The sequence below is a fragment of the Methanolobus mangrovi genome, from assembly GCF_031312535.1.
GTDB classification, from domain to species: Archaea; Halobacteriota; Methanosarcinia; order Methanosarcinales; family Methanosarcinaceae; genus Methanolobus; species Methanolobus mangrovi.
On record NZ_CP133594.1, the window covers coordinates 1,919,140 to 1,932,489 of the forward strand.

Here is a 13,350-nt window from a genome sequence, read left to right on the forward strand (position 1 = left end):
CCATTTCATTTTCAATTCAATCTGGTCCCATTACCTGTCAGAACAGCTGCAGCCCTTACAGCAGCCTCCGGCGTTAAAAATACCGGCATTCCCTTTTCCTCAAAGAGTTTGCCCATCTTCCTTGTGAACTCACCACCCGGACTGCATATGATCACGGGTTTATTGTACGAATTCATAACCTCATTTATTCTGTCCACCACTCCAGCAGTGAGCGTAGGTGGACCCCATAGAACTGTTACAATGGCAATATCATATCCATTCAGAAAACCCTCTTCAATGGCGGCAAAATAAGAATCATCTGTAGCACTGGCGGTCAGGTCTATGGGATTATCTGTCGCAGAGAACGCTGGAAGACGGGAACTCAGGCTTTTTCTTGAATCATCTGTAAGTCTTTTGACCTCAAGGCCCAGCTCCTCGCAGGCATCTGCCATGCTCACCCCGATTCCACCACCGTCTGTTATGATCAGGACTTTTTTTCCATGCACCATGTCATAGGCATCCAAAACCTTGCAGGCATCCTTCAATCCTTCATATCCGTCCACTTCTATTATCCCTGCTTTTTTAAAAGCGGCCCTGTATATCTCGTACTTCCCGCCCATTGCTCCGGTGTGGGATCTGGCCGCATGAAGTCCTGCCTCTCCTTTGCCTACCTTTATGGCTATAACCGGCTTTTTTGCCGTGCATCTGGAAGCCATATCCACAAACTCCCTTCCATTTTCCACTGATTCTATATACAGCAGAACATATCTGGTAGCTTCATCCTCCGATAAAAAACTCAGACAATCAGCCTCATCAACGTCAACCTTGTTCCCATAGCTCACAATTCTTGCAATCCCGATGCCTTCCGTTGCCATCTCATCCATGATCAAAACTGCAAAGGAACCACTCTGGGTGAGTATCGACAATCCACCCTTTTTTGGTCTCTTCACCCTCTCCGTAGGAACTAAAAAAGTATCTATCCGGGATATGGCATCATATATTCCCAGGCAATTAGGCCCAATTACCCTGATGCCTTTTTTCTCAACTATATCTCTTAGCTCTTCTTCCAGCCATTTCCCTTTTTCAGCTTCCTTAAAACCCGAACTGATAATGATTGCTCCCCGTACATTATTCACCGGTCCTTTCAGGATATCTATTACCTTTGATGCTGGAAGTACAAAGACAGCCACATCTATTTGATCCCCGATATCAGCTAATGACCTGTAGCATTGGAGGTCGCCGATATGTCGGTATTTAGGATTTATTGGATAGATGGTACCATTATAACCTATTTTTTTAAGATTCTCCAGAATCACATGGGATGCTTTTCCAGGTTTAGGAGAAGCACCTACAATGGCAATGGATTTTGGATCAAAGAAGAACTCCATATTGTTTCCAGTATTCATTCACCATCTCCTGGATCTTCCCCAATGTTTCTTCCTTCCTTTCAGGTTTAAATAGATGGGAGAACCTTCCCTGTTCTTTCAGGTATTCCTCCACAGGCTTGAATTTTCCAGGAACGAACGTATGTTTTACCTCACCGGAAACAGATTCCTTCAATGCCCAGATCCCGGTATCAACTGCCAGTTTTGCAAGTTTGAACGTGTGTGAAGGATCGGTAGACCATCCCGGAGGACAGGGTGTGAGGGATATAAAGAGCTTGGGGCCTTTGTATTGCTCTGCCTTTTTGAACTTGTTAGCCAGGTCCACAGGATAAGCCGGGGAAATTGTGGCAAGATATGGCGGTTTATGACTATTCCATATCTCAAAGAGATCCTTCTTTGGAAAATCCTTTCCTATCGGAGTAGTTTTAGTCCTTGATGCAAAGGGAGTAGCACCGGATTGTTGGAATCCGGTATTTCCATATGCTTCATTGTCATAGCAGATATAGTAGAAATCAAGATTACGATAGATGGCACCTGATGTGGATGAGAGGCCCATATCATAGGCCGCTCCGTCACCGGTCAATACAAGCACTTTCAAATCATCCCCGGGGTTCAATTTGCCCTTTTCGATCAATATATCCAGAGCATCCCTAACACCCTGGGCTCCTGCAGGGGCACATGCCATTGCCGTGTAGAGCCACGAACTCTTAAATGGGGTAAATGGATAGATAGAAAGTAGGGTAAAGCATCCTGCAGCATTGACAATAACAACTTTATCCCCAAGCATCTTCAAACAATGTCTCAGGGTAAGAAGACCTCCGCAACCTGCACAGGCAGGAGTTCCGGGGAACAGGTTCTCGTCAAGAGGAAGGTCCTTTATAGATTTGATAGGTTCCGTGCTCATTCTTACTCCTTTCCTGCAATCTCTTTGAGTTTTTGCATTTCTTCCCATTCTTCCTGCGTATACAACAAGTGTGGGCTTTCTACTTTTTCGGCACCTGCTCCTTTGATAAGTTGACCAAAGATGAACTCGAATTCCTGCGGACTTATGTCCTTTCCTCCAAGCCCTCCGATAAAAGATATCAGGAATGGCCTTTGCTTCTCGTTATACAAACAACCGGCAACCTCTGAATAAAGGATACCGCCTTTACCGACACTGATATTCTGGTCTATCACACCCACACTTTTCTTTTCTCTGATAGCATTCCTGATGTCCTCCTCCGGAAATGGCCTCAATAACCTCAGTCTTAAAAGTCCGGCTTTTATTCCCTGATCTCTGGCCCTGTTCACGGCAGCTTTTCCCATAGTGGAAAAAGAATTGGTCATGATTAGTACATATTCGGCATCTTCCAGCCTGTATTCCTCAATGGCATCGTATTTGCGACCAAATTCCTTTTCGAAATCCCTGCAAATTTCCTTATAGACATCCAGCGCTTTCTGGCTCGCCAGATGCATCTGATATTTGAAATAAGAATAGTAAGCACCGCCAAGAACCGCCACCCCCTGAGCCATGGGTCGATTGGCATTGAAAAAAGCATGTTCTGGTTTGTAAGATGGCAAAAACCTTCTGACCTCGTCCATATCCGGGATTTCCACCGGTTCTCTGGTAAAAGATAGATAGAAACCATCCAGGTTCACGAACACAGGCAGAAGCACCCTTTCATCCTCTGCCAGCCTATATGCCATCAGGACTGAATCCAGTACCTCCTGGCAGTTCTCACAGTGTATCTGCAGAAATCCTGAGTCCCTTGCAGCAAGGATGTCATTGTGATCCGGGCCCAGAGTAATAGGGGATGACAGACCTCTGGATACGTTGATCATCACCAGAGGTACTCTCCAGCCAGCCACAGTATAAAGCATTTCAAACCCATACATTAAACCCTGACTGGATGTAGCCGTAAAGACCCTCACACCGGTTGCAGAAGCGGCTCCTGCTGCTGCGACCATTGAATGCTCAGAATCCATGGTAACAAACCTGGCATCCATAGCTCCCTCTGAAATCCACCCGGACAGGGTCTCGATAATCTCTGTCTGTGGGGTAATAGGAAAAGCAGGAATATAATCTATCTCAGCCAGCCTAACCCCCCATGCGGCTGCAGTATTGCCAGTAAGCATCTCTTTTTTCATGTTCCCATCACCTCCACTGAATCGGAACCGGACTCTCTGACAGCCTTTATACCTTTTTTAGGACATTCCTCCGCACAGATCATACAGCCTTTGCAGTGCTCATAATCCGCCACTGGAAATCCCTGTTCATTCAACGAAATACAACCCTCGGGGCACCTTGTAACACAAATCATGCACTTAGTACAGACATCGTGATCCCAGAAAGGTTTGAATAGTCTCCAGTTTCCGGTTCGCTTTAAAAGACTACTGGCGGTTGTATTTATAGAAGGTGTGGAGATCTTTGCAGGTTCAAAGGGCATTCTGATAACAGAATCCTGCCTTTGGGTAGTTTGAATTGTTTTTATTTTGAGCAGTTCCAGTGTCCTGAAACAATAAATTGCAGCCTCTATATTCTTCGCTATTAGCTTCTGATCTGTTATGATCTTGGATAGCTCCTTTTCCACAGCATTCTTTAGAGACTCCTCTCCAATCCCAACAATTCTGGAAGCAACTGCACCTGCAAGAGTGCTGATGATAGGACTCCCCAGCATATCAAGCCCTATATTTGTGATATCCAGGGTTACGACCTGGGCATCAATATTATACTCATCCTTTACTTGTGCAGGACTATCAGGAGTGTTGATGAATACTACACCATTTTTTTTTAGTCCGGCGAGAGGCTCTGCCTGAGGATCAGATAAGAGTGTTTGGTCCATGACTATTGTGATATCCGGGTTCGGTATCACCCCTCTCTCCATGATAGTTCCTCTGGATATCCGTGTGAAGGCACTTATCGGTGCTCCTCTCCTTTCGGCTCCATACAAAGGAAAATCCTGAACATGGCAACCTTCCAGAAATGCTGCTGTTCCGGTTATCCGACTGGCAACCTTCGCTCCCTGGCCGCCCCTCCCGTGAAATCTTAATTTGAGCATTAGCTCCCCCATTTTAATTTATGGATTACTCTAGTATAAACATACTGCTTACTGCATCCAACAATGATTGTTGGTCTGAATTGGTCAAGTCGTGATGAACTTTTTTGGATAGGTAACTGCATCAACAAAAGCAATTTTAATACATAGAAACATAATGATATTTGGGTAAATTGTATTGAGGAGGGGTTATTAATGGAAGACATCTTTAGATTTGCAGATGAACTTGGACCGACTAAAATCATTCATGTTTACGAGCCTTCAGTTGGTTTGAAGGGTGTCCTGGTGGTTGATAATGTAGCTGCAGGTCCTTCCATCGGTGGTGTGCGCATGGCACCGGATGTAAGTACCGAAGAATGTTTCAGACTGGCCCGGGCCATGACCCTGAAAAATGCAGTTTCCGGATTGCCCCATGGTGGTGGAAAAGCAGTGATCTATGGCGACCCTAAAATGCCGCAGGAGAACAAAGAGAAACTTATTCGAGCCATGGCATCATCCTTACGAGAGGTACGGGAATATATCTTTGGTCCTGATATGGGTACCAATGAACAGTGTATGGCAGTTGTGAAGGATGAGATTGGAAGGGCAGTAGGGTTACCCCGTGAAATTGGAGGAATCCCCCTGGATGAGATAGGAGCTACTGGCTGGGGGATAAGCCATGCAGCCGATGTTGCACTCGATTACTGTGATTTTGATATGAAAGGGGCAAGGATCGTGGTCCAGGGTTTTGGTGCGGTGGGAAAACATGCAGCCCGCTTCCTCTCTGAAAAAGGGGCTGTGCTGATCGGTGTGGCTGATTCCAGAGGAACAGCTTACAAACTTGAAGGATTTGACATCAATAAATTGATCCATTTAAAGGAAAACGGCATGAGTGTAGGGGATTACCCGGGTGCTAAAGTGCTTGATCCTGAAGCTGTTATAGATATCGAATGCGACATATGGATTCCTGCAGCCAGACCTGATATAATTCATGAGGATAATGTACATCGCCTTAATACCAAACTGGTGCTCGAAGGAGCTAATATTCCCATCACCCATGAAGCAGAAAAATACCTTCATGAAAAAGGAGTTCTATGCATTCCCGATTTTATTGCCAATGCCGGTGGCGTGATCTGTGCAGCCATGGAATACCGGGGAGCATGTGAAGCAGCTGCATTCCAGGCCATAGAAGAGAAGCTCCGGTGCAATACCAGGGAAATGCTGGAGGGAGTGGCTTGCAGTGGGATGATCCCAAGAGATGTTGCAATGGAAATCGCAGTCAAAAGGGTTAAAAAAGCTATGGGGCATAGACGCTGGTCCCTGTTCTCCTCAGCTCCGGGATTCGTATGACCTGTGCTTCTTCGAAAGATTACAGAAAATAGATATTAAACTGAACGGTGGTTCTAATCCTTCCTGAACTACCATTTTCTTTTATTGATCCTGATAACGCTTCATAAAAGAGCCCTGGTTCTTTTTGGCAATTCCATAATGAAAAATCCAAGGAATGGATAAAAAATAGAAATGGTGTGACGTTAATCACAGTTTCTACATCCACCTATGCGTCTTATGGCTTCACCACATTCCGGGCAAACACCCTTCAATGATGTCTGTAATTTAGTTACCTTTTGAACCTTTTTTGGTGCTCTGGTAGCTTTTTGTACTGTACCCGGAGCTGGATCTTGTGTCAATTATCTGATTAATTGGCCACGATCGAAGGCTCTGCTTACGCATGACAGGGTTTTTCTTTTCACCATAATCGATGTGGGTGAAGAACTCAACCTCACTTATCGTCAAAACCCATTTGCTTTTTTGCTTTCTCTGACATCTCTTCCGGGGTCCACGGGGAATCGAATACGAACTCTACTTCAACATCCTTTACACCCTTTATACCCAGAACCTTATTCCTGACATCATCACATATTGTCCTGTGCATCGGACAGCCTGGAGTTGTCAGGGTGAGTTTGATGTGCACAGTGTCCCCTTCTATATCTATCCCCCTGACAAAACCCAAATCGACTATGTTGATGGGTATCTCGGGGTCGTAACATTCCCGCAGGACATCCATTACTTCTTCTTCTGTGACCATAGTTACCACTCCTTGTTTGATTATTTATTGGCCAATCCCTGATTGAAAGTTTTGAGTGGTATGCTATAAAGATGTTTGTGATTTTCGAATCTGGTTTGAATTTCATTTATTGCAACTTTTTCTCATCAGCTCCAGTACCTCATCATCCGAAACATCATACCAGTTACTATAAACCTGAGCAACAGCCATGAAATTCACAGGAGTTTCCAGCACCACGATTTCATCAACCATCCCACCGATGTCTTTCGCAACCTCACTGCCAGCCACCGGTACAGCAACCACTATTTTTCCAGCATTCTTTTTTCTGCATAACATTATCGAAGCCCGCATAGTGGAACCCATGGCAAGGCCATCATCGACCAGTATGACCGTCCTGCCAGCGATTTCCGACAAAGGTCTGCCCTCTCTTAAAACCTGCAGCCTCCTGCGTATCTCTTCTGACTGTTCACTTACGATCTCATCTATCTGCTTCTGAGACAGCCACGTTGCTGCTTCCCTGAAAATGAAGACGCTTCCATCTTCAGCAATAGCCCCGAACCCGGCTTCCGGGTTATCGGGAAATGGCAGCTTTCTTGTCACCAGAAGTGAAAAGGATGCATGTAGATACTCTGCCACCTCAAAACCGACTTCCACACCACCCCGTGGTATGGCCAGCACCAATACACCCTTATCTTTATACTTTTTCAGTTTACGAGCAAGTTTTTCACCTGCATCCTTCCTGTCCCTGAAGACCATTGTATGACCTCAATTAGCAATCAACGTAAGTCACCTTTCAACCACGAATGCTCATCGGTACATCTGTCACTAAAAACAAAGTTATGGGACTAAAAATACCATTATTCCACTTTTCCCAGACAGACCCCATTATGATATTTCACAGCTCAATAGAAATAGTTTTATGTTGCAGGTATCGAAGGATTATTTAGATCTCGTTTATGAAAAACTGTCAATTTCCATCAAATTGATAGATAAGCATAACTAAAACTCTCTGCACAGCAGATATAAATTAGAACAGGATAGAATACTATCATAAGAGGAATTGTGTCATGGCAATAAAATGCGCTTTATCTGAAGAGCTGCCTGTTGATGAATATCTGATAACGGAAGAGCCTTACTACGTACCTGTGGGCAACGAGGTAGAGATATTCACAGCGGCTTACAAGAACCTTCTGCCAGTAAACCTGAAAGGACCAACCGGTTGTGGAAAAACACGGTTCATGGAGTACATGGCCTGGAAATTACAACGTCCATTGATAACAATTGCCTGCCACGAGGACCTAACTGCAACAGATCTTGTGGGACGCTTTTTGATAAAAGGAGAATCCGTGGAGTGGAGTGACGGACCTCTCACAAAAGCTGTAAAAAGCGGAGCTATCTGCTATCTTGATGAAGTGGTGGAAGCCAGGAAGGACACCATAGTGGTCATACACCCGCTCACCGATGACAGGCGTATAATCCCTATCGACAAGCTAGGGGTAATAGTAAAAGCACCGAAAGAGTTCATGCTCTCAGTTTCATACAACCCCGGTTACCAGAGCATTATCAAGGACATGAAACAGAGCACAAGACAGAGATTTGTTGCAATTGATTTTGATTACCCGCCTGCTGAGCTGGAAAAGCAGATCGTGGCTCACGAAAGCCAGCTCGATGAGAAAACAGCAGGCCTGCTCGTGGAGATTGGCCAGAGCATCAGGAACTTCAAACACCACGGACTTGAGGAAGGAGTAAGTACACGCCTGTTGATCTATGCTGGCAAACTTATCCGTGAGGGGATTGAGCCTAAAGAAGCCTGCAGAATAGCAATGGCAAAACCAATTACTGACAATCCAGATCTGCAGAAAAGCATCGATGAGATAATTGCCGCCATAATGGAGTGAATAATACGCCGGCAGAAAACAGAGATGAACAAATCCCTGCCACAATGGAAAAGATAAGCGGACTGATAGCATCCCATTTTCCAAAACTTACCGGTTCCGTCGACAGTTCTGAGATTTCCAGATTGGCAGCAGGATTTGAAGATTTAGATGATGAAGAGCTGGAAGCAGTGCTTCACGCAGGAAAAGGTGCTCTCAGGCGTGGTACGAGAGTGCTTATAGCATATCTTGGTGCTGCTCCCGGAGTTTACAAATCCATTGGAAAAGAGGAATTTGAAAACTGGCTTTCCCTTGCAAGGAACATCTCAAAACTGAGTGTTTCCTGTTGTGAAGGATTCTTTGACTCATCGATACCGATTATTAAAAAAGGTGGCCTGGAGCTTCTTGAAAACTGGACGAACACAGGCATAGCCCTATCCGAACAGAACAAATGGATGGCAATTGCATATTTCAAGCACACTGGAAAGGTAGTCGTATCCGCAGGACCTGAAAGGTTTCAGGAGCTTGTAGAAACAGGAAAGGAACTTGGAAATATCAACATTAAGGTTTCAGAAGCTTATTTTGAACATCTCATCCAGCTTCATTCGCTGCTCACAACCGAAGAATTCACCCTTTTCTGCCATATCACAGAAAGCATAAGCAAGAGCCACTGGCTCACTGCTATAGAACTCATAAACCTGACAGGTAAGATACTTCCAGCAGTCCCGCCACAGAGAAGAAAAGAACTCCTCATTTCAATGGACAATATCCTTACATTCGGTGAAGCACCTGCAATGGCATTGTTCAGGAACGCAGGAAAAATAATGAAAACGGCTGATGAACGTGATCTTGTCTTTCTCATGGATATTGCAACTGACCTTGCGAACACGGATAACGAAAGTGCAAAGTTATTTTTGAACACCATTACACAATATCCTGGAAAGCTGGAACTAATTGAAGTGGAAGAATGGAAAGATAAAGGCATAGCCTCTTTCCCGGACAACAAAATAGCACTCCGGGCATTCATTCAGGCAAGCCTTGCAATTGGAAAACATTCTGAAGATACAGACCCGTCTATCAGATCATTACTGATAGACAAAGGCATTCAGCTTGCAGATATACAGCCTGAATGCGTCCCTGCTTATTTTGATAATGCTTCTGAAGCCTATAACCTGTTCACATCAGAAATGTTTGAGGAATGGACTGGCACAGGAGAAGGAATCGGAATACAGGATCCCGCTTTAGCTTCTGCTTATTTCGTAAATTCCGTTCAGGCTTTAAGCAAGATATCTCCCCAATACCATGATGAGATATTCCGGATCGCAAATCGGCTTCTTGGAAAAGAGAGTGCTCTTGCCAGTGCATTCTTTAAAGATCTTGGTTTATTTGTAAGGAACACAAAACCTGAAAATGCAGGCAAATGGGCAGATATCGGGTTGAAGATCTATGAAAAGGACAGAAAGCTGGCAATAGATTACTTTTCACACTCACCACCTATACTGGACAAGCTGGACATCAGTGAGCTGGAAGAATGGGCTTTGAAAGGACTGGAGAACATTGAAGATAAAACACCTGCAGGAAAGGCTTATTTCTCACTTGAATCGAAAAGCTCCAATGAGTTCATAGAAGAACTGACCGGCTCAATTGCTCTCAAAAAAGTGGCAAACGTATTGAGATACTACGCTCTTGGTCTTTCAAATACTAATTTTATAATACGTTCAATGGCAACACTGCCGCTTCAGGTAGAAGCACAGGGCATGAACCCGATTATTGCCGGAAATACGATATATCTTGCACCAAAGATGAGGATATACGAGGATATTGAAGATAATTTCAAGATCTACAAACTCAGTATGATGCATGAGGTAGGTCATATCCGCTTCAGCTCGATGGATGTTCCTCATGAAAATGCTGCTGCCCTTATGGAAAAGATCAGTAAAAAGTATCCGATTGAAAATGAGAAGGAATTGTCTTCACCGGAGAATCATAGTAAAGTACCGGTTGATATCATCGACATACTCTCACTTTTTCCTAACCAAGTACTGGCAGCAACCATACTTGGAGTGCTGGAGGATGCACGTGTTGAGTACATGATAATGGACCACTACCGAGGCGTGCGTTCTGATCTTGAAAATGTACGCCATAAGATGCTTTTGATGAGGCTTGCACCAGAGGGCGGACTTGAAGAATTCATGGAAGCATTGTTGTGGATATCTACAGGACATGAGCCTGCATTCAAGATAAGTGAAACTACCAGGGAGATTCTGGATGAGATAAGGGAAATCCTTGCAGATACTATCTTCAGGGAAGATTCAAGCACATTATCGGCACTTGAGACTGCTTTTGAGATATATGCCATGCTTGACGGATATTTCGGGCCTCTTGGTCCGGTAGAGTATGAAATGTTAAAAAACATAGGCTATCGCGGCATGGATATTGGGGCTACAGGTTCAAAGGACCCGATGATGACAAAGCCTTTTGAGAATGTCATTAAGAATTTCATCCCCGAAACTGAGACAGACCTCACTGCCCATGAGAATAGGCCTAAAGAAAAGGCTACCGAAAAACCCACACACGCTCTGGACAAAAATTGGAGAGTGCTTGGAAGCTACAAGTATGATGAGTGGGACTCAGTTATCAATGATTACAGGTCAGACTGGAGTACAATCAATGAAATAGAACCTATTGGCGGTTCCACATCTTACTATACAAAAGCAATGGAACGCTACGGGAATGAAATATCTCTTCTGAAGCACACGTTCAGCCTGATGAAACCTGAAGCTTTTCACAGGATGAAGGGACAAAATGACGGAACTGAGGTTGACATCGATGCTTTCATAGACTCACTTATCGCAAAGAAATGCGGAATAAACCCTGATGAAGGGCTGTATCTCAGGTGGGATAAACACGAGAGAGACGTGGCAACCCTTTTCCTTATGGATGTAAGTGCCTCTACACGCAAGATCCTTGGTGCTGACGGAAGGAGCATACTGGATGTTGAAAAGGATTCCCTGATAATAATGAGCCAGGCACTTGAGAGCATAGGTGACAATTATGCCATCTATGCATTTTCCGGAAAGAGCAGGGATGATGTTGAGTATTTTGTAATCAAGGAATTCGATGAAGACCTCTCAGATAATGTGGCACGCAGGATAAGCCTGCTTCAACCTGCATCCAATACACGCCTTGGCCCTGCTATTCGCCATTCCATTAAAAAACTGGAGCATGCGGGCGCAAGGACAAAAATGCTTGTACTGCTCTCAGACGGCGAACCCTATGACAGGTCAAAGGGAGAAGATTCCTATCAGGGAGATCTTGCACAGGAAGATACAAGAGTTGCCATCAGTGAAGGAAGAGCTCGTGGGATGCACTTCTTCTGTATAACTGTCGACAGGAATCCGGGGGAGTACCTCGATAATATCTTTTCCGATGTAGGATACACGATAATTGATGATGCCCTTATGTTACCCGAGACGCTGCCGTTGTTGTATAAGAGACTGACAACGTAAAAACAGATTAGAATATGGGCTTTTACCGCTAAATAAAAAAAGAGAGGATCTGTGAAACTAATCACATTCCTTAATATGATGCGTGTATTTTGGCTACCAGCGTGGTATCCTTGGATTCACTCCATGTTGCATCCAGGGAAATGTTCGCTGTAAAGCCGGTCTTGTGCTTGAAACTGATTTTCTGGCCTTTTTTGATACCACTTTTGTTCAGTATTGTGTCTTTGCCATCTTTTACAACAATATCCCATGTTCCTTCATCCGGGGAAGTTATCTCAAAATCACCTGATATGGTTACCCATGCTGTTGTCTGGGAAACTGACTGGTGGCCTTTCCCATTTTTGATTGGAAGCTTGAAAGTGATATCCTTGGTACCGCCAAGAATGACCTCTTCCTGAGATAGCTGTACTAATTGTTGTAACTGAGCTTCATTGATTCCCACATGCCCCATAAGTCCATTATGCACAGAGTTCATCATTTCAACCAAATCACTATTTTCTACTTGTCCTGCCATTTGTATCTCTCCTTGTTTGACCCTGCGACAAAGCTGCAACGGAAATGTCACACAAACATAACAACTAAAATTAATTTTTTGTTTTAAAAATAGTGTATGTTTACGAGTACTCCATGAATATACATTTCTAATTATAAAAAGACTTTGGATATTTATAAAATTATCTATAAATGTACTCCTAGATATACAGTAACACGAAAATATACACTTATAACATACTAAGTCATAACTCTTATATAAGTAAACTAAAATAAAGTATTACTAAGTAGCATAAACACCTACTTTGACAATTAGATAGGAGTGTTGACAAATGGACCTACTGGCAAACCCTGGCAACCTGACATCAAATATGAACCTGATATTCATTCTTTCAGCATTCTTCCTTGGAGCACTGCATGCACTTGAACCAGGACATGGAAAATCTGTAATGGCGGTTTTTGTCATGGGAACAGATGCAAATCTCAAAGATGCACTGACACTTGGACTTACGGTCGTATTCTCCCATATCATCGTCGTTATAACTCTGGGAGTTGCATCCATCTACCTCATCGATGTACTGGATGTTGACGTCACCCATGATATCATGAGTGTTGTCGGTGGATTGATATTGATAACAGTAGGAGCATGGATACTCAGGAGATTCTACCATCCGCACCATCATGCACATAAAATTGATTCCACAAAGGGAGTAATAGCAATCGGGCTTTCCACCGGACTTATTCCTTGTCCTGCCGCTCTGGCAGTACTTCTGGTAAGTATCGCAAATAATCAGGTTTACAACGGCCTGTGGTACATACTTGTATTCAGTATCGGTCTTGCAATATCCATTGTCAGCCTGTCAGTCCTGATGGTAAAAGGAAGAGGGTTCATCCAGAGTTACATGGGAAACAAGAGAGTAAACAGCCTGCCTCTAATCAGCGGAACGATAATCATAATCATTGGGATATTCACATTGCTTCATCCACTGCTTGAGCACCTTGGGACAATACACTGAAGTGGAAATACTGTAAAAA

At 44.0% G+C, this 13,350-nt stretch carries 12 protein-coding genes; 4 read left to right on the forward strand and 8 right to left on the reverse strand.

Annotation, left to right across the window (positions count from 1 at the left end):
• Nucleotides 1-11 precede the first annotated feature (11 nt).
• From RE476_RS09265 to RE476_RS09280, 4 genes are read right to left on the reverse strand one after another with little or no spacing between them, the layout of a single operon-like run.
• Nucleotides 12-1,385 (reverse strand): acetate--CoA ligase family protein, encoded by a 1,374-nt coding sequence (locus RE476_RS09265; protein WP_309307361.1) that lies wholly within the window; start codon nucleotides 1,383-1,385, stop codon nucleotides 12-14.
• Nucleotides 1,351-2,268, reverse strand: a complete 918-nt coding sequence (locus RE476_RS09270) for a thiamine pyrophosphate-dependent enzyme (RefSeq protein WP_309307362.1) — start codon at nucleotides 2,266-2,268, stop codon at nucleotides 1,351-1,353. Before RE476_RS09270 ends, RE476_RS09265 begins: the two co-directional genes overlap by 35 nt.
• 2 nt (nucleotides 2,269-2,270) lie before the next feature.
• On the reverse strand, nucleotides 2,271-3,491 hold the full coding sequence (locus tag RE476_RS09275; protein WP_309307363.1) for a hypothetical protein: 1,221 nt from the start codon (nucleotides 3,489-3,491) through the stop codon (nucleotides 2,271-2,273).
• Nucleotides 3,488-4,402 carry a 2-oxoacid:acceptor oxidoreductase family protein gene (locus tag RE476_RS09280; protein WP_309307364.1) on the reverse strand — a complete coding sequence of 305 codons (915 nt, stop codon included), beginning with the start codon at nucleotides 4,400-4,402 and terminating at the stop codon, nucleotides 3,488-3,490. The genes RE476_RS09275 and RE476_RS09280 overlap by 4 nt, the downstream gene beginning before the upstream one ends.
• A gap of 192 nt (nucleotides 4,403-4,594) precedes the next feature.
• On the opposite strand from RE476_RS09280, the gene RE476_RS09285 reads away from it, so the two are divergent.
• Nucleotides 4,595-5,728, forward strand: a complete 1,134-nt coding sequence (locus tag RE476_RS09285; RefSeq protein WP_309307365.1) for a Glu/Leu/Phe/Val family dehydrogenase — start codon at nucleotides 4,595-4,597, stop codon at nucleotides 5,726-5,728.
• A gap of 264 nt (nucleotides 5,729-5,992) precedes the next feature.
• Here RE476_RS09285 and RE476_RS09290 read toward each other — a convergent pair whose 3' ends face one another.
• From RE476_RS09290 to RE476_RS09300, 3 genes are all read right to left on the reverse strand, one after another.
• On the reverse strand, nucleotides 5,993-6,172 hold the full coding sequence (locus tag RE476_RS09290) for a hypothetical protein (protein ID WP_309307366.1): 180 nt from the start codon (nucleotides 6,170-6,172) through the stop codon (nucleotides 5,993-5,995).
• Entirely contained in the window at nucleotides 6,159-6,464 is a 306-nt protein-coding gene (locus RE476_RS09295; protein WP_309307367.1) for a metal-sulfur cluster assembly factor, read from the reverse strand. The genes RE476_RS09290 and RE476_RS09295 overlap by 14 nt, the downstream gene beginning before the upstream one ends.
• Before the next feature lie 102 nt (nucleotides 6,465-6,566).
• Complete coding sequence (locus RE476_RS09300; RefSeq protein ID WP_309307368.1) at nucleotides 6,567-7,199, reverse strand: phosphoribosyltransferase; 633 nt, start codon at nucleotides 7,197-7,199, stop codon at nucleotides 6,567-6,569.
• 311 nt (nucleotides 7,200-7,510) lie between these two features.
• On the opposite strand from RE476_RS09300, the gene RE476_RS09305 reads away from it, so the two are divergent.
• Entirely contained in the window at nucleotides 7,511-8,341 is an 831-nt protein-coding gene (locus RE476_RS09305; protein WP_309307369.1) for a CbbQ/NirQ/NorQ/GpvN family protein, read from the forward strand.
• Nucleotides 8,338-11,826, forward strand: coding sequence for a nitric oxide reductase activation protein NorD (locus RE476_RS09310; protein WP_309307370.1), 3,489 nt, complete (start codon nucleotides 8,338-8,340; stop codon nucleotides 11,824-11,826). Before RE476_RS09305 ends, RE476_RS09310 begins: the two co-directional genes overlap by 4 nt.
• A gap of 70 nt (nucleotides 11,827-11,896) precedes the next feature.
• On the opposite strand, the gene RE476_RS09315 is transcribed toward RE476_RS09310, so the two are convergent.
• Nucleotides 11,897-12,337, reverse strand: coding sequence for a hypothetical protein (locus RE476_RS09315; protein ID WP_309307371.1), 441 nt, complete (start codon nucleotides 12,335-12,337; stop codon nucleotides 11,897-11,899).
• A gap of 310 nt (nucleotides 12,338-12,647) precedes the next feature.
• Here RE476_RS09315 and RE476_RS09320 point away from each other — a divergent pair, with 310 nt between their 5' ends.
• A complete protein-coding gene (locus tag RE476_RS09320; protein ID WP_309307372.1) occupies nucleotides 12,648-13,331 on the forward strand; it encodes a HoxN/HupN/NixA family nickel/cobalt transporter in 684 nt (227 codons plus the stop codon).
• Nucleotides 13,332-13,350 lie beyond the last annotated feature (19 nt).